We start from the raw sequence: 15,641 nt of genomic DNA, 5'->3' as shown, positions 1-15,641 counted from the left end.
GAACCCTTGATATGTTATCACCTCTCCTATATCAAGGCTGAGACGTAATAACATAACATCAATCAGAGGCCAGAATGACCCTTCGTTCCTCCCTTCTCTCTGTGACGCTTCTTGCCGGAGCGCAATTCGCATACGCACACACCGCCTTTGCCGAGGTGCCCAATGTCGTCACCGACATGGCGCCGATCGATTCTCTCGTGGTTCAGGTCATGGGGGATCTCGGGACACCGAAAACCCTGATGCCGCAAGGTGCCTCGCCGCATGGCTATTCCCTGCGCCCGTCCGAGGCCAAGGCATTGCAGGCTGCCGATATCGTCTTCTGGACCGGTCCGCGTGTCGAACCCTGGCTTGACGAGATGATCGACGAAGTGGCGACCGAAGCCCATTCCGTGCCGCTGTCGCTCGCCGAAGGCGCGATCATCCTGCCGCTGCGCGAAGGCGCGACTTTCGAGCGTCACGTCCATGGCGACGATGAGCATGATCACGATCATGACGAGGCCGGTCACGACGACCACGACGATCATGATCATGCCGAAGAGGCGCATGACGATCACGACCACGATGAGCATGAACACGAAGAGGCTCATGATCACGACCATGGTGATGAGCATGGCGACCTCTCCCACACCGACGGTCATGCTTGGCTCGACCCGATGAATGCCCGCGTCTGGCTCGGCGTCATCGCCGAGGAACTGTCGGAGCATGACCCGGAGAATGCCGCGACCTATGCCGCCAACGCCGCTGCCGGTCAGGCCGCGCTCGACGAACAGATTGCACGCGTGCAGGCTGAATTGGCCCCGATCTCCGACCTGCGCTTCATCGTCTTCCATGATGCGTTCCAGTATTTCGAAAACCGCTTCGGTCTTCAGGCCGCAGGCTCGATCTCCCTGTCGGATGCCACCGCGCCGAGCCCGGCCCGCGTGAAGGAAATCCAGGACAAGATTAAATCCGAAGGTGTTACCTGCGTCTTCTCCGAGCCGCAGTTCAACGCCGGTCTCGTGGCCACCGTGCTCGACGGCACCGAGGCCAAGACGACCGTGATCGACCCGCTGGGCGTGTCCCTGACGCCGGGTGCCGGGTTCTATTCGGATCTGATTGACGCGGCGGCAGAGGCTTTCAAAACCTGCGCGAGCGAATAATCCGCTTGTCGGACATGGTCCGACAAAACAGGGTTCAATAAAAAAAGGGCGCGGGGCGAGGCCTCGCGCCCTTGTTTGTGCCGGGGGGGCACTTTACATCCCAAGGCATGAGCCTCAGCATCCCCTTCCTCGCCTCGCCGCCGAAGGTCAATGTCATCCGCCTGAACGGCGCGATCATGACCCGTCAGGGCGGTTTGAATGACCAAAGCCTCGCGCCCGCGATCGAGCGTGCCTTTCGCAAGGGCAAGCCTGCGGCGGTGGCGCTGTCGATCAATTCTCCGGGCGGTTCTCCGGTGCAATCCTCGCTGATCGCCGCGCGGATCACGCGTCTGGCGCAGGAGAAAGAGCTTCCGGTCTATGCCTTTGTCGAGGATGTCGCGGCCTCTGGTGGATATTGGCTCGCCTGTGCCGCCGACAAGATTTTAGTCGACCCGAGTTCCGTCGTCGGGTCCATCGGCGTGATTTCCGCGAGCTTTGGGTTCGATCAGTTCATCGGCAAGCATGGCATCGAACGCCGGGTCTATACCTCCGGCAAATCGAAGAGCCAGCTCGATCCCTTCCGCCCGGAAAACCCCGAAGATGTCGCCCGTCTCAAGGGGCTTCAGGAAGAGATCCATCAGGCCTTTATCGCTCATGTCACCGCTTCCCGCGCCGAGCGGCTGTCAAAAGAGGTTGAGCTGTTCGACGGTTCCTTCTGGACCGGGGCGAAGGGGGTCGGACTTGGGTTGGCGGACGGCATCGGTCATCTGGTGCCGAAGATGAAAGAGATTTACGGCGACAAGGTGAAGCTTTCGGTCTTTGGCGCGAAACGCCCGCTTCTGCGCCGCTTTGGCACGGAACTTGCCGCCGGTCTCACCGCGCAGGTCGAGGAACAGGCGCTCTGGGCGCGGTTCGGGCTCTGATCGCATGATATTCAAGATCATCAGCGTTTTCCTGGTCTTCATGATGGTGCTCGCCATGTTCGGACGATTGCGCTTTCCGGGGCAGAAAAAGCTGAACGACATGAAATGCCCGAAATGCGGGCGCTACAGAATAGGCAAAGGCCCGTGCGCCTGTGAAAAGGACAGATCCTGATGGATTTCATTTATGCGGTTGCCGGTCTGATCATCCTGCTTATCGCGGGCGATATGTTGGTGCGGGGCGCGGTGAACCTGTCGCTACGGCTCGGCATTCCCGCACTGATTGTCTCGCTCACCGTCGTGGCCTTCGGCACCTCCGCGCCGGAGCTTCTTGTGTCCGTGTCCGCGATTTTCGACGGTGTTCCGGGACTGGCGCTCGGCAACGTCATCGGTTCGAACACCGCCAACGTCTTGTTGGTACTGGGGGTGCCCGCCCTTATCTCGACCCTGCATGTGATCGACAATTCCACCCGCGCCTCCTATCTCCAGATGATCGGCGCGACGGTGCTGTTCATTCTTTTGGCTCTACGCGGCACTTTCGACTGGATTGCCGGGCTGGTGCTTCTGGCGGCGCTTTTCGGGATGATCGGTCATGCAATCTACGAGGCCCGCTGTCACCGGGCTGCGCAGCGTGAGGTCGAAGCCGAAGAGGTTGAGGGCGCCGATCCCGATATGCCTTGGTTCAAGATCATCGGCTTTCTGCTGGTCGGTCTCATTGGCTTGCCGTTCGGGGCGGATATTCTGGTCGATGCATCGACCAATATCGCTCGTGATTTCAATGTGTCCGATGAGGTGATTGGTCTGACTCTCGTGGCGCTCGGCACCTCCCTGCCGGAGCTTGCGACCACGGTGATGGCAGCGCTGAGGAAACAGGCCGATGTGGCCTTTGGCAACGTCATCGGCTCCAACATGTTCAACCTTCTTGGCATCATCGGCGTGTCGAGCCTCGTCGGCCAGCTTCCGGTCGACAAAGACCTGATGGATTTCGACATCTGGGTGATGCTAGGGGTTTCCGTGCTGCTCGGTGTCTTTGTGCTTAAGCGCATCGACATCACCCGGCTTTGGGGTGTGGCGCTTTCTGCCCTATATATCGTCTACATCGTTGCGGTTCTGGGCTGAGGAAAATCGTATGACACTGCGCAAGGCGCTTGTGACCGGGGCAGGGCAACGGCTTGGCCGTGCCATGGCACTGTTTCTCGGGGAGATGGGATTTGACGTCGCGGTGCATTGTCATCGCTCGGATGCAGAGGCCGCCGAGGTGGTCGAGGCTCTGCGGGCCATGGGGCGCAAGGCTTCTGTGTTGAAAGCCGATCTGCTCGACGAGGCGCAGGTGGAGACTTTGATTCCGCGCGCCGTCGAGGCGCTGGGTGGTCCTTTGACGCTTCTGGTCAACAACGCTTCGCTTTTCGAAGACGATACACTCGCAACGGCAACCCGGCAAAGCTGGGACCGGCATTTCGAAAGCAACCTGCGGGCACCTTTCGTCTTGTTACAACAGTTCGCGGCACAGGCCCCCGATCCGGTGATGGAGGATGACGGACGACCGCGGGCGCAGGCTCTGGTGGTCAACATGATCGACCAGCGCGTGCGCAAGCTCACGCCGCAGTTCATGTCCTACACGTTGGCGAAATCCGCGCTCTGGACCCTGACGCAAACGGCGGCCCAGGCTTTGGCCCCTCGGGTGCGCATCAACGGCATCGGTCCCGGCCCGACTTTGCAGGGCGCGCGCCAGTCCGAAAATGACTTTGTGGAGCAGCGGCGATCCACCCTTCTGGAACGTGGCGGTGACCCTTCCGATGTCACCGCAGCGCTCGCCTATCTGATCACGGCCCCTGCAGTGACGGGGCAGTTGATCTGCCCGGACGGCGGTCAACATCTGGCATGGCAGACACCGGATGTGCAGGGCAAAGAGTAGGTTCCGTTAACCTTTGGCCGTAAAAGTTTTGCACGGCTCTCGGATTTGTTTCATTTTCGTTACTAAAATGTAAATCATTTCAATGACTTGCGGCGATGTTCAGAAAATACCCTTTGAAATCAAAAGTTTAGAAATAAGATCATTTTTTGTGCAAATGGGCAAAAAGGCGTGAATCTAAGGAGAAATGCGAGTTCACGAAAACTTATATGCAGGGTTATCCACAGAAATGGTGGATGAGTTTGCTCTTGCCCTCAGGGCGATAAGATTGCAGCCAGAGGGGGAATCAGAGGCAGGCAGATGAACGACGTGACAGGCACCGAAAACACAGATCTGACGCCGGAGATGTCCCATAAGGACGTGCCGCGCGGTCATGCCGTGATTGCGGCCTATCTCAAGCAGCTCGACGGCTCGCCGGGGGTCTATCGCATGCTCGATCCCGAGCATAATGTGCTCTATGTCGGCAAGGCGAAGAACCTGCGCAATCGCGTGTCGAATTATGCGCGACCCTCAGGTCATTCCGTGCGCATTGCGCGAATGATTTCTGAGACCTCGCAGATGATGTTCCTGACGACCCGGACGGAGACCGAGGCGCTTCTGCTGGAGCAGAACCTGATCAAACAGCTCAAGCCGCGCTACAACGTGCTGTTGCGCGACGACAAGAGCTTTCCGAACATCATGCTCACCAAGGACACGGATTTCCCGCAACTGTCCAAGCATCGCGGTGCACGCAAGCGCAAGGCCTCCTATTTCGGCCCTTTCGCCTCAGCGGCCTCCGTGAACCGGACCCTCAATCAGTTGCAGAAAGTCTTTCTGCTCCGCACCTGTTCCGACGCGGATTTCGAGAGTCGTACCCGCCCATGTCTGCAATATCAGATCAAACGCTGCACCGCGCCCTGTGTCGGCAAGATATCGAAAGAGGATTACGCCGAGCTTGTGAGTGAGGCCGAGCGTTTCCTTCAAGGCCGTCACTCGGGCCTTCAGGAGAAGCTTGCTCATGAGATGCAGGAAGCCTCCGATGCGATGGAGTTCGAACGCGCCGCCGCCTTCCGTGACCGCATCCGGGCGCTGACCCAGGTTCAGACCGCGCAGGGCATCAACCCGCGTACTGTGGGCGAGGGCGATGTGATCGGGCTGCATATGGAGGGGGGGCAGGCCTGTGTGCAGGTCTTTTTCATTCGCGCGCATCAGAACTGGGGCAACAAGGATTTCTACCCGAAAACCAACGGGGCGGAGGCAGAGGAAGTGCTTGCCGGGTTCATCGGACAATTCTACGAGAAACGCGACCCGCCGCGTCAACTCATCCTGTCGCATGACATCGAAGAGCGCGAGTTGATGGAAGCCGCGCTGTCCGAGAAGGCGGGAAGGAAAATCGAAATCCTCGTCCCGCAGCGAGGCGAGAAACAGGAGCTTGTGGCTTCTGCGCTGCGCAATGCGCGCGAGAGCCTTGGGCGTAAAATGTCCGAGGGTGCTGCGCAGGAGAAACTGCTCGAAGGGCTAAAGGAGGCCTTCGACCTGCCGCGCGTGCCAGAGCGTATCGAGGTTTACGACAACTCCCACATTCAGGGCGCCCACGCTGTCGGTGCGATGATCGTCGCAGGGCCGGAAGGGTTCATGAAGAATCAGTATCGCAAATACGACATTCGCGGCGACGATCTCACGCCGGGCGACGATTTTGGCATGATGAAAGAGGTGCTGACCCGCCGTTTCAAACGCCTTCTGAAAGACGACCCGGATCGCACCAAAGGTCTCTGGCCCGATCTACTGTTGATCGACGGCGGTGCGGGACAGGTCTCTGCGGTTCATGAGATCATGATAGAACAGGGCGTCACTGACATTCCGATGATCGGTGTCGCCAAGGGCATCGACCGCGATCAGGGCAAGGAGGAATTCCACCGCATCGGCCATCGTGTCATGGCGCTTCGGCGCAACGATCCGGTCTTGTATTTCATCCAGCGTCTACGCGACGAGGCGCACCGCTTTGCCATCGGCACCCATCGCGCCAAGCGATCGAAGGCTATGGGGCTGACAAAACTCGACGATATTCCCGGCATCGGGGCCACCCGCAAACGCGCGCTTCTGGCGCATTTCGGTTCCGCCAAGGCGGTTGAGGGCGCGAACCTTGCCGATCTCAAGGCGGTGGAGGGAATTTCGGAGAAAGTGGCCCAGACCGTCTACGACTTCTTCCATGAGCACGGGTGAGGGAGTAAGGAGAGAGCATCATGACCTGGAACCTGCCCAATATCCTCACCGTCTTCCGGCTGCTCTGCGCGCCGGGGGTGGCGCTCGTTTTCCTGATCCTGCCACGTCCCTTTGCCGACTGGGTCGCGTTGATCCTGTTTGTGGGAGCTTCGCTGACCGATTTCATTGACGGCTATCTGGCGCGCAAATGGGATCAGATGTCGAAATTCGGCGCGATGCTCGATCCGATTGCGGACAAGGCCATGGTGGTCACAGCGATTGCCGTCCTGACCATGCTGCACGGGGTGAATCCGTTGATCGTGATCCCCGCCGCCTTCATCCTTCTGCGCGAAACCTTCGTGTCGGGTCTGCGTGAATTTCTTGGCGATACCGCCGGAACATTGAAGGTCACCAAGCTCGCCAAGTGGAAAACCACGTTTCAGATGGTGTCCATCGCCGTGCTCTTCGCCTATGGCGCAACCTCTGCCACGCCGCTGTTTGCCCTCGGCCTTCTGATCTTCTGGATCGCGGGACTCCTGACTGTGATCACCGGTTGGGATTATCTGACCAAGGCGATGCCATATCTGAGGGATCACCATGAAGATTGAAGTGCTCTATTTTGCTTGGGTGCGCGAACGCATCGGGGAACCGCGTGAGACCGTCGAGACGGAGGCGGCAACCGTGCTGGAACTGGTCAAAGAATTGAAAGCGCGCGAGGAGCGGTATGATTTGGCCTTTTCCGATCTCAAATCCCTGCGCGTGGCTTTGGATCAGGAGTTGTCCGAATTCGATGCGCCGCTGGCAGGCGTGTGCGAGGTGGCGTTTTTCCCTCCCATGACGGGGGGGTAAGATGCGCATCACCGTCCAGTCCGACGATTTCGATCTTGCCGAGGCTCTGCGCGAATTCGGGAAAGCCCCGAACACCGGCGCGACGGTCTCTTTCACAGGTCTGGTGCGTGACGATACCTGCACGCTGGAGTATATGGAGATCGAGCATTACCCCGGTATGTGCGAGGCTGCGATTGCGAAAATCGCAGAGGAGGCCGTTCAACGCTGGTCTCTGACCGATTGCCTCGTGATCCACCGCTACGGCCAGCTCCGCCCCGGCGATCAGATCATGATGGTCGCCACCGCCGCCCGCCATCGTGCAGAGGCGTTCGAAGCCGCCGAATTTTTCATGGATTACCTGAAATCCCGTGCGCCTTTCTGGAAAAAGGAAGTGACGCGTGATGGGGCCGATTGGGTCGCCGCGAAAGATGCGGACGAGGATGCGTTGAAGCGCTGGTGAATAAGCTCAGCCTCGGTAGCGTAACGCCTCCACGAACCGGGTAAAGGCCGGGGAGGCCAGTCTGCGGTTCGGATAATAGAGGTGATAGCCCTGAATCGGCGGACACCAGTCGCTCAATGCCACCTGTAATCGGCCTTGAGCGATATAAGGTTGCGCCAGGTCTTCTGGTACAAAGGCCAGCCCATGCCCGTCCAATGCCGCATGTAACACCGACAGGATGCTGTCATAGGTCAGTTGGCCGCCGACCCTGACGATTGTTTCACGCCCGTCCTTTTCGAATTCCCAGGCATAGAGCCCCCCTGCTGAGGTCAGGCGCAGATTAATGCATTGATGTCGGGTCAGATCGCTTGGGTGCTCCAGAGACGGTCGACCGGTAAAATAGTCCGGTATCCCGACCACGAGAAACCGCCAATCCGGCCCGATCCGCACGGCAATCATGTCCTTGCTGATCGACTCGCCAAGGCGCACACCCGCGTCGAAATGTTCACCGACGATATCGACCAGTCCGTTGTCGATCGACACTTCGACATTGATGTCCGGGTATTCGGGCAGGAAACTGGCGAGCGTCGGGCGCAGGAGTGTCTCCGCAGCATGTTCTCCGGAACTGATCCGCACCGTGCCCGACGGTTTGTCCCGTAACTCGCTCAGGGCGTCGAGTTCCGCGTGGATCTGTTCGAAATGCGGGGCAATGGTATTGAAAAGGCGCTCGCCGGCCTCCGTTGTGGCAACGCTGCGAGTCGTGCGTGCCAGAAGGCGCAGGCCAAGCCGTTCTTCCAGGGATCGGATCGTATGGCTCAGAGCGGAAGACGACACACCGAGCCGTGCCGCGGCCTTGGTAAAGCTGCGTGCTTCGGCAACCGCAAGAAATGCCCGCAAGTCTCCTAATTCGTCGCGCGCCATTGCTGAGTAAAACTCATTAGTTCATCCCGATTATGATCTCTAATCGAATAGCGAGTCCAGCCTTAGATATCCATCGACAACGAAAAGACTGGAAGGATGCAGCATGGAAATCATCCACGCAAAAGACCTGCCGAAAATGATGGGGCCAAATGACTGGTTCACCGGATCGGTCGAGGTCGAGATGTTGTTCAATGGGTTCGACAAAGATCGGGTTCAGGGCGCAAGTGTCACCTTTCAGCCCGGCGCACGCACCGCATGGCATACGCACCCGCTCGGACAAATCCTCATTGTGACGGATGGTGTCGGTCGTGTTCTGCGGTTCGGCGGTCCGATCGAGACCATCCGCACCGGAGATGTCGTCTGGTTCGCGCCCGGTGAGAAGCACTGGCATGGCGCGACCCCGGACAGTGCGATGACCCACATCGCAATTCAAGAAGTCGGGAATGGTCGAGTCGTCGAGTGGATGGAGCATGTCTCCGACGCAGAATATGGCGCCTGATCGCGCACAAGATACTCAAAGAGGATACAAACATGATCAAGGATAAAGTTGTCATCATCACCGGCGCTTCGTCCGGTATCGGCGAGGCCACAGCCAAGGAAATCGCTGCAAAAGGTGCAAAGGTCGTGCTCGGTGCGCGCCGCGAAGACAAACTCAGGCAAATCGCCAATGACATAAAGGCGGCGGGCGGCGAGGCCGTTTATCAAGCGCTCGATGTGACGAAGCCGGAGGAGAATGCCGCGATCGTGGCCTTCGCCAAGCAAAATTTCGGGCGTGTCGATGCGATCTTTCTGAACGCGGGGATCATGCCGGTCAGCAACGTCTCGGCATTGAAAACCGATGAATGGAGGCAGATGGTCGATGTGAATATCAATGGAGTTCTGAACGGTGTCGCTGCCGTGATGCCGGACTTTCTTGCGCAGAAATCCGGGCATATCCTCGCGGTGTCCTCTGTGGCCGGGCTCAAGGCCTATCCCGGAACCGCGATCTATGGTGGCACGAAATGGTTCGTGCGCGACTTCATGGAGGTTCTGCGGATGGAGGCCGCGATGGAGAGGACCAATATCCGGACCGCGACGCTTTATCCGGCTGCGATCAACACCGAATTGTTGGACACGATCACGGATCAACAGGCGGCGGATGGGATGCAGGGTGTGTATGACGCCTTTGGCATCTCGCCGGACCGTGTCGCGAAGGTGGTGAGTTTTGCGCTTGATCTGCCGGAGGACACGACTGTCAACGAATTCACGGTCGGCCCCGCCAATCAGCCTTGGTGAGCGGTGGTTCGCCCTTCCAGCCGTGACGCATTCTCGGCAGCAAAAAACGCGGGTCTCAGCCCGCGTTCATCCGTTCGATATAGGCCCGGAGTTCCTCGGCTTCCTGGCGCGCTTCGCGCAGCCCGTCCATCGCGGCACGCAGTTCCGCTTCGGTCTGGTTGCTCTGCGTTGTCATCTCCGCTTCGCGGTGCTGGTAATAGGCGATGGCCTGATCGCGCTCTTCCTCGGCTTCGTGCAATTGCTGCGCCATGGTATCGAGATCGTTCATCTCCCCCTGACCGACCCGCACGAACCGATGCACCAGCCAATGCGCGAACCATCCCATCAGGAAGGCGATGAATAGCACGATCGCCGTGGCGATGATCAATTCGGTTCTGTTCATTCCGTGTCCCCGTTCTCTGTCCCGTCCGCGGTTTCCGCACCGGTTTCGGTCGTCGTGCCGGTGGCCGCATTTTCCCCCTGCGGTTCTTCCGGCATGTCTGCGTTCAGCAGTTTGAATTCGATCCGACGGTTTTCCTCACGACCTTCTTCCGTGCCGTTGTCGGCAATCGGTTCGCTTTCACCATAGCCTTTCGCGGTAAAGCTTACCCCGGCCACGCGGCGCATCAAGAGTCCATCGAGTACGGAATTGGCGCGTTGTGTCGAAAGGTTGAGGTTCATCGTCTCGCCGCCCTGGCTGTCGGTATGGCCACCGATCTCCATTTCGACATCTTCGCAATCCTTGAGGGCTGACGCGATGCGGTCCAGTGTGTCATTGGCCTCGGCATTGAGTTCGACCGAACCGGGATCGAAAACGATCTTGGAACTGGCGATAATGGCATTGGCATTGGCGACGCATTCCTCCGGCGTCGGCAGATCGAGCACCGGGTCGAGTTTCTTCACATAGTTCACGTCGATGGTGAATTCTGCGCCATCGCCGAGCTTGTCGGACAGGATACCGGCAATCGCGGCCTTGGCGTTCTCGTTCCCGGTCTCTCCGCGGATCTCGACAGTGTCTTCGGTCATGATGGCGGAACCACGGGTCACCTCTCCAAGCGCTTCGATCACGGCCATGGCCCGCATCGCCCAGCCGGAGGGCAGGGTGTCGTCGATCCGCGTAGCTGAATAGACCGAATGCGATCCGAACTCGGCCCGGGCCAGTGCTTCGGTTGCCTGTTTGCTGCGCGCGTCGGAAATCCGTCCGCGCAGTTGGGTTTGACCTTCCGGAGAGCGGGTGACCACGAACTCGGGGCGGGCTTCCTCCGCGTCGGCTTCTTCAGGTTGCGGCAGGGTGGAGTGCAGGATGAAGGTCGGGGGCAGATCGGCCTCCAACTCCCCCACCACCTTGTCGAACAGGGCGGGGGAGGTACCTTCCGCTGCGATCAGGTTCACATCGCCATCGGTAAAGGTGATGCTGCCCTGCCCAAGCTCGGCGAGTGCCCGCATCCCGGTTTCCACCGCGACGGCCCATTGTGCGGACGGTGCGCCGAGCCCCACGGTGCAATGCGGATCGTCGATGCCAAGCGATTTCGCGGCGGCCAGAATGCGCAGATGTCCTTGCGGGGTTTCCGCCACGCAGGCGTCAAAATGCGGTCCGGTTTCGTCGATCAGGAAACGCGCAGTGAAAGGCGTGATCACCGGACGGGGGGCGGCGATGTCGAGCCGGGTGCGGATCGTCTCCGGCAATTCGGCTTTCAGTTCCTTTTCGAAAGCGGCTTTCTGTGCCTTGCTCTCGGCGAGTGCCGTAACGGTGATCTCATCGGCGGCAAGAGAGATTTTCGAGCGCGGCAAAAGCGCAATGGCGTCGAGCCCGAATTCCATGGCTTCGTCCCAGGTTTCGGGTTGTGGGTAATCTGCCTGCTCCATCAGATCGGCGATGGAGCCCGTGCCGCTCGATTTCTTGAGGCGCTCGATGAAGCGGGCGCGATCCCAGGAGGAGGGCACGAGGCCGATCAGGGAGATGCCATTGTCGTTGCGCAGAATCTCGATAGAAAAGCGCGGGGCGGGGATGTCTTCCTGTTGGACCACGTTCATCACGTTGATCACCCGCGCCGGATCGACCACATGACCGGCGGCGCGCTGAGCGGCGAGTTGCGTCTGTTCGTCCGGGGCCACACCGGTCAGAACGATCTGCAACCCGTCGCCTTCGACATCAACCCAGTCATAGCCTTGCAGGTTCATCTGGTTCTCGACGGCTTTGGTCGAGGTGCTTTCGATGAACCGGGCTCCGATCGCGGCACCGGCCAGACAGAGGACGGAACCAAGGATCAGTGCGGCGAAGACGGGCAGGAAGCTGGATATACGCATCAAACGAAGTGGCCTGTTGTGAGATGTGGCCTTTGTCTTAGGGGGTTCGGTCCAAGGCTGCAATCAAAGGAAGATCGCAATGGCAAGAAACAGCGCAGCCAGAAGGCCGGTATCGCGGTTGGCACGGAAAAGTTTCAGGCAAACATCGGGGTTGTCCGTGTCAAGACGCGACATCTGCCAGGTCATATGTAACCCCATTGCCCAAGGTGCGCCAAGTGCCACGACAAGCGCCAGAACCGAGCGCTCGCTCAGCGCCTCGATGATGCCTGCGGCCATCAGGACGACGGTGATCACGAGAAAGCGTTTGAGCCAGCGCGGAGTCTCTTCGCCAAAGCGCCGCGCGGTGGATTTCACCCCGATCAGCGCATCGTCTTCCTTATCCTGATGGGCATAGATCGTATCGTAGAAAATCGTCCATGCGATGCCAGCAAGATAGAGGAACACCGGCGCTGTACTGAGTTTGCCCGCGACGGCGGCATAGGCCAGAAGCGCCCCCCAGTTGAAGGCGATGCCAAGGAACACCTGCGGCCACCATGTAAATCGTTTGGCAAAGGGATAGATCGCGACAGGGATCAGGGAGGCGACGCCCAAAAGGATCGCGAGCTTGCCGAACGTGAGAAGGATCGCACAGGCGATGAGGCTTTGCACGATCATCCATGTGGCGGCCTGTTTCACCGTGACTTGCCCCGAGGGGATCGGGCGGCTTTTCGTGCGCTCGACCTTGTCGTCGAAATCCCGGTCGGTGATGTCGTTCCATGTACAGCCCGCCCCGCGCATCAGCCATGCGCCAAGCGCGCAACCGATCATGATCCAGACCGTGCGCAGGTTGAGCGACCCCGCTTCTGCCGAGGCCAGAAGCGCCCCCCACCAGCAGGGGATGAGCAACAACCATGTGCCCACGGGCCGGTCCGCCCGCGACAGGCGCAGATAGGGCCGCGTCCATGCGGGGGCTTTATGGTCCACCCAGTTGCCCTTGACCGCATCGGCCACTTGTCCGGTCTGCTCTGGCGTCACGCGATGATCGGTCATATGTAGGATCCATGGTTGAAGCGAAAATCAGGCTCTATGTAGATCACCCTCTGTCCGAGGGGCAATCCATTCCTCTGGAACGGGAGCAAGCACATTACCTTTTCGGGGTGATGCGGCTGACAACGGGCGCTTATGTCGCGCTGTTCAACTCCCGTGACGGGGAGTTCGTGGCGGAAGTGGCCGAGGCGGGCAAACGCGGTGGTGTCCTCACCTGTGTCGAGAAAACACGCGAGCTGCAAATGCCGCCCGATCTCTGGTTGCTCTTTGCGCCGATCAAGAAGGCGCGCACCGATTTCATTGTCGAGAAAGCCGCCGAGATGGGTGCGAAACGTATTGTTCCCGTTCAGACCGATTTCACCAATTCCGAACGCATCCGGCAGGACCGGTTGCAGGCCCATGCCATTGAGGCCGCTGAGCAATGCGGTGGGACCTATGTGCCCGAGGTGGCCGATTTGCAAAAGCTCGACCGCCTGCTCACGGACTGGGACGAAGAGCGTCAGATCATGTTCTGCGACGAAACGCTTGTGGGGGCTGCCGAAGCGCTTGGCGATGTGAAGGACGGCAAATGGGCCATTCTGATCGGTCCCGAGGGCGGGTTCTCGGACGTTGAGCGCAAGCGCCTCCACGCACTGCCTTATGCTCATGCCGTTTCGTTGGGCCCCCGTATCCTGCGCGCCGACACGGCAGCGGTGGCGGCGATGACCGTCTGGCAACAACAGCTTGGGGATTGGTCGTGAGGCCGGAAATCAGAGCGGCCTTGTTCCGCTGGCGCGAGGTGATTGTCGGGCTCGTATTCGTGGCGCTCTTCGCGTGGTGGTCGCTTTCATCTTATGGCGTCATGCGCTGGATCGCCCTCATTGTGACCGGTATTGCCGTGATCTTTGCCTTCGCCGCCGTGCAACGCGCCCGTTTCTCTCAGGGCGGGGGAGGCTTCGGTGCGGTGGAGGTGGACGAGGGCGTCGTCAGTTTCTTTTCCCCACTCACCGGCGGTCAGATCGAGATCGGTGCGATTTCCTCCGTGACGCTTCTCCCCGGTCCGAAAGGCCATGCTCATTGGCAGATCGACGCCTACGGGCAGACGCCTCTGACCATCCCGCTCAATGCTCATGGGGCGGAGGCTCTGTTCGATGTCTTCGTCGGGCTTGAAGGGTTGGAAACCGAAAAAATGCTCCGCGAAATCAAATCCAATCCCGATAAACCTGTGGTGATCTGGCGCAAACGCACAGCGGTTCTGCACTGAGCACGCGACCGGGAACACGACGGTCGCATTGACTTCCTTGGGCGCTTGCCACATCTCTACCGGACCAAGAAACGCTTCGGAGTATCCCCATATGTCCATCCCCCAATCCGGCGGCGGCCCGATCGAAAGCTATGACGACCTCGTTGGATATTTCGAAGAGGGATGCAAGCCGAAGGATCAGTGGAAGATTGGCACCGAACACGAGAAGTTCGGCTATTGCGAAGACAAGCTGATGCCCTTGCCCTATGCTGGCGAGCGTTCGATCAAGGCAATCCTCGAAGGTTTGCAGGATCGCTACGGCTGGAACCCGATTTTCGAGGGTGAATATCTCATCGGGTTGGAGTTGAACGGTGCGAATGTTTCGCTTGAGCCGGGCGGGCAGCTTGAGCTTTCAGGCGCGCCTCTGGACAATATTCACCAGACCTGTGACGAGGTGAACGAACACCTCAAGGAAGTGCACACGGTGGCCGATGAGATCGGCGCGCGCTTCATCGGGTTGGGCATGGCGCCGAGCTGGACCCATGACGAGATGCCTTTGATGCCCAAGGGCCGTTACAAGCTCATGGACGCCTATATGGACAAGGTGGGCACCACCGGCACGCAGATGATGCGCCGGACCTGCACCGTGCAGGTGAACCTCGATTTCGCGTCCGAGGCGGATATGGTGCAGAAATTCCGTACCGCCCTGGCGCTGCAACCGGTTGCCACCGCGCTTTTCGCCAATTCGCCCTTCAAGGAGGGCAAGCTGAACGGGCATAAATCCTGGCGGTCTTACATCTGGCGTCACCTCGATCCGTCGCGCACCGGCATGCTGCCCTTTGTGTTTGAGGACGGCATGGGGTTCGAGCGCTATGTCGAATACGCGCTCGATGTGCCGATGTATTTCGTCTATCGCGATGGCAAGTATATCAACGCACTCGGTCAGTCCTTCCGCGATTTTCTCAAGGGCGAGCTGCCCGCGATGCCCGGCGAAAAGCCGACGCTTTCCGACTGGGCCGATCACCTCACGACGCTCTTCCCTGAGGCGCGGATCAAGAAATACATGGAAATGCGTGGCGCCGATGGTGGCCCGTGGCGTCGTCTTTGTGCGCTTCCGGCTTTCTGGGTCGGGTTGATGTACGATCAGACCGCGCTCGATGCCGCCACCGATCTGATCAAGGGCTGGACGCCCGAATTCCGCGAAGAGTTGCGGGTGGCGGCCTCTGTCGATGCGCTTCATGCCGAGGTGGGGGGCGTCAGGATGCTCGATCTTGCACGGGAATGTGTGAACATTGCGGAAAGCGGGCTGAAGGCGCGCGGTCGTGAGGGGGCGGGTGGCATGGTCCCGGACGAGACCCATTTCCTCAACGCACTCAAGGACAGCATCGAAACGGGTCAATCCCCTGCGGCGGAGTTGATCGAACGGTTCAACACCGACTGGAACGGGGACGTGACCCGCGTGTTTGGCGAATATTCCTATTGAGAAAGGGGCCCGCGGGCCCCTTTATTGTTC

17 protein-coding genes are annotated in these 15,641 nt (G+C 59.4%); 13 read left to right on the top strand and 4 right to left on the bottom strand.

Annotated elements, in window-relative coordinates; translation table 11 throughout:
• Nucleotides 1-74 precede the first annotated feature (74 nt).
• The 8 genes from C8N42_RS08855 to C8N42_RS08820 all read left to right on the top strand — a co-directional run bounded on the left by C8N42_RS08855 (nucleotide 75) and on the right by C8N42_RS08820 (nucleotide 7,419).
• Nucleotides 75-1,139: a zinc ABC transporter substrate-binding protein gene (locus C8N42_RS08855; RefSeq protein WP_107816199.1), complete on the top strand. Its 1,065-nt coding sequence runs from the start codon at nucleotides 75-77 to the stop codon at nucleotides 1,137-1,139.
• Between the two features lie 107 nt (nucleotides 1,140-1,246).
• On the top strand, nucleotides 1,247-2,041 hold the full coding sequence (locus tag C8N42_RS08850) for a S49 family peptidase (protein ID WP_107816198.1): 795 nt from the start codon (nucleotides 1,247-1,249) through the stop codon (nucleotides 2,039-2,041).
• Between the two features lie 171 nt (nucleotides 2,042-2,212).
• The gene (locus C8N42_RS08845) at nucleotides 2,213-3,157 is read left to right on the top strand and encodes a calcium/sodium antiporter (RefSeq protein ID WP_107816197.1); all 945 of its coding nucleotides are present in this window, start codon (nucleotides 2,213-2,215) and stop codon (nucleotides 3,155-3,157) included.
• A gap of 10 nt (nucleotides 3,158-3,167) precedes the next feature.
• A complete protein-coding gene (locus C8N42_RS08840) occupies nucleotides 3,168-3,953 on the top strand; it encodes an SDR family oxidoreductase (protein ID WP_107816196.1) in 786 nt (261 codons plus the stop codon).
• A 342-nt stretch (nucleotides 3,954-4,295) separates the two neighbouring features.
• Entirely contained in the window at nucleotides 4,296-6,152 is a 1,857-nt protein-coding gene (gene uvrC / locus C8N42_RS08835; RefSeq protein WP_107816257.1) for an excinuclease ABC subunit UvrC, read from the top strand.
• Between the two features lie 20 nt (nucleotides 6,153-6,172).
• On the top strand, nucleotides 6,173-6,739 hold the full coding sequence (pgsA, locus tag C8N42_RS08830; RefSeq protein ID WP_107816195.1) for a CDP-diacylglycerol--glycerol-3-phosphate 3-phosphatidyltransferase: 567 nt from the start codon (nucleotides 6,173-6,175) through the stop codon (nucleotides 6,737-6,739).
• Nucleotides 6,735-6,980 (top strand): molybdopterin converting factor subunit 1, encoded by a 246-nt coding sequence (moaD, locus tag C8N42_RS08825; RefSeq protein WP_170109257.1) that lies wholly within the window; start codon nucleotides 6,735-6,737, stop codon nucleotides 6,978-6,980. The genes pgsA and moaD overlap by 5 nt, the downstream gene beginning before the upstream one ends.
• 1 nt (nucleotide 6,981) lies before the next feature.
• Entirely contained in the window at nucleotides 6,982-7,419 is a 438-nt protein-coding gene (locus C8N42_RS08820; protein ID WP_107816193.1) for a molybdenum cofactor biosynthesis protein MoaE, read from the top strand.
• Nucleotides 7,420-7,425: 6 nt separating this feature from the next.
• On the opposite strand, the gene C8N42_RS08815 is transcribed toward C8N42_RS08820, so the two are convergent.
• Nucleotides 7,426-8,319, bottom strand: coding sequence for a LysR family transcriptional regulator (locus C8N42_RS08815; protein ID WP_107816192.1), 894 nt, complete (start codon nucleotides 8,317-8,319; stop codon nucleotides 7,426-7,428).
• A gap of 103 nt (nucleotides 8,320-8,422) precedes the next feature.
• Here C8N42_RS08815 and C8N42_RS08810 point away from each other — a divergent pair, with 103 nt between their 5' ends.
• The gene (locus C8N42_RS08810; protein ID WP_107816191.1) at nucleotides 8,423-8,818 is read left to right on the top strand and encodes a (R)-mandelonitrile lyase; all 396 of its coding nucleotides are present in this window, start codon (nucleotides 8,423-8,425) and stop codon (nucleotides 8,816-8,818) included.
• A 32-nt stretch (nucleotides 8,819-8,850) separates the two neighbouring features.
• Nucleotides 8,851-9,594: an SDR family oxidoreductase gene (locus C8N42_RS08805; protein WP_107816190.1), complete on the top strand. Its 744-nt coding sequence runs from the start codon at nucleotides 8,851-8,853 to the stop codon at nucleotides 9,592-9,594.
• 55 nt (nucleotides 9,595-9,649) lie between these two features.
• On the opposite strand, the gene C8N42_RS08800 is transcribed toward C8N42_RS08805, so the two are convergent.
• The 3 genes from C8N42_RS08800 to ubiA all read right to left on the bottom strand — a co-directional run bounded on the left by C8N42_RS08800 (nucleotide 9,650) and on the right by ubiA (nucleotide 12,909).
• The gene (locus C8N42_RS08800) at nucleotides 9,650-9,976 is read right to left on the bottom strand and encodes a hypothetical protein (RefSeq protein WP_107816189.1); all 327 of its coding nucleotides are present in this window, start codon (nucleotides 9,974-9,976) and stop codon (nucleotides 9,650-9,652) included.
• Nucleotides 9,973-11,880 carry an OmpA family protein gene (locus C8N42_RS08795; protein ID WP_107816188.1) on the bottom strand — a complete coding sequence of 636 codons (1,908 nt, stop codon included), beginning with the start codon at nucleotides 11,878-11,880 and terminating at the stop codon, nucleotides 9,973-9,975. The genes C8N42_RS08800 and C8N42_RS08795 overlap by 4 nt, the downstream gene beginning before the upstream one ends.
• 63 nt (nucleotides 11,881-11,943) lie before the next feature.
• A complete protein-coding gene (gene ubiA, locus C8N42_RS08790; protein ID WP_107816187.1) occupies nucleotides 11,944-12,909 on the bottom strand; it encodes a 4-hydroxybenzoate octaprenyltransferase in 966 nt (321 codons plus the stop codon).
• Between the two features lie 11 nt (nucleotides 12,910-12,920).
• Between ubiA and C8N42_RS08785 the strand changes: the two genes are divergently transcribed.
• From C8N42_RS08785 to C8N42_RS08775, 3 genes are all read left to right on the top strand, one after another.
• Entirely contained in the window at nucleotides 12,921-13,646 is a 726-nt protein-coding gene (locus tag C8N42_RS08785) for a 16S rRNA (uracil(1498)-N(3))-methyltransferase (protein WP_107816186.1), read from the top strand.
• Nucleotides 13,643-14,149, top strand: a complete 507-nt coding sequence (locus tag C8N42_RS08780) for a hypothetical protein (RefSeq protein WP_107816185.1) — start codon at nucleotides 13,643-13,645, stop codon at nucleotides 14,147-14,149. The genes C8N42_RS08785 and C8N42_RS08780 overlap by 4 nt, the downstream gene beginning before the upstream one ends.
• 91 nt (nucleotides 14,150-14,240) lie before the next feature.
• Nucleotides 14,241-15,611, top strand: coding sequence for a glutamate--cysteine ligase (locus tag C8N42_RS08775; RefSeq protein ID WP_107816184.1), 1,371 nt, complete (start codon nucleotides 14,241-14,243; stop codon nucleotides 15,609-15,611).
• The last annotated feature ends 30 nt before the right edge of the window (nucleotides 15,612-15,641 follow it).

The sequence above is a fragment of the Celeribacter persicus genome (assembly GCF_003050785.1).
Classification (GTDB): Bacteria; Pseudomonadota; Alphaproteobacteria; order Rhodobacterales; family Rhodobacteraceae; genus Celeribacter; species Celeribacter persicus.
Note: the sequence above shows the minus strand (reverse complement) of the source record. Positions and strands in the feature narration are given on the sequence as shown.

Coding starts and splice junctions, on each gene's coding strand:
- C8N42_RS08855 (WP_107816199.1), top strand. CDS start 75: ATGACCCTTCGTTCCTCCCTTCTCTCTGTGACGCTTCTTGCCGGAGCG.
- C8N42_RS08850 (WP_107816198.1), top strand. CDS start 1,247: ATGAGCCTCAGCATCCCCTTCCTCGCCTCGCCGCCGAAGGTCAATGTC.
- C8N42_RS08845 (WP_107816197.1), top strand. CDS start 2,213: ATGGATTTCATTTATGCGGTTGCCGGTCTGATCATCCTGCTTATCGCG.
- C8N42_RS08840 (WP_107816196.1), top strand. CDS start 3,168: ATGACACTGCGCAAGGCGCTTGTGACCGGGGCAGGGCAACGGCTTGGC.
- uvrC (WP_107816257.1), top strand. CDS start 4,296: ATGTCCCATAAGGACGTGCCGCGCGGTCATGCCGTGATTGCGGCCTAT.
- pgsA (WP_107816195.1), top strand. CDS start 6,173: ATGACCTGGAACCTGCCCAATATCCTCACCGTCTTCCGGCTGCTCTGC.
- C8N42_RS08820 (WP_107816193.1), top strand. CDS start 6,982: ATGCGCATCACCGTCCAGTCCGACGATTTCGATCTTGCCGAGGCTCTG.
- C8N42_RS08815 (WP_107816192.1), bottom strand. CDS start 8,319: ATGGCGCGCGACGAATTAGGAGACTTGCGGGCATTTCTTGCGGTTGCC.
- C8N42_RS08810 (WP_107816191.1), top strand. CDS start 8,423: ATGGAAATCATCCACGCAAAAGACCTGCCGAAAATGATGGGGCCAAAT.
- C8N42_RS08805 (WP_107816190.1), top strand. CDS start 8,851: ATGATCAAGGATAAAGTTGTCATCATCACCGGCGCTTCGTCCGGTATC.
- C8N42_RS08800 (WP_107816189.1), bottom strand. CDS start 9,976: ATGAACAGAACCGAATTGATCATCGCCACGGCGATCGTGCTATTCATC.
- C8N42_RS08795 (WP_107816188.1), bottom strand. CDS start 11,880: ATGCGTATATCCAGCTTCCTGCCCGTCTTCGCCGCACTGATCCTTGGT.
- ubiA (WP_107816187.1), bottom strand. CDS start 12,909: ATGACCGATCATCGCGTGACGCCAGAGCAGACCGGACAAGTGGCCGAT.
- C8N42_RS08785 (WP_107816186.1), top strand. CDS start 12,921: ATGGTTGAAGCGAAAATCAGGCTCTATGTAGATCACCCTCTGTCCGAG.
- C8N42_RS08775 (WP_107816184.1), top strand. CDS start 14,241: ATGTCCATCCCCCAATCCGGCGGCGGCCCGATCGAAAGCTATGACGAC.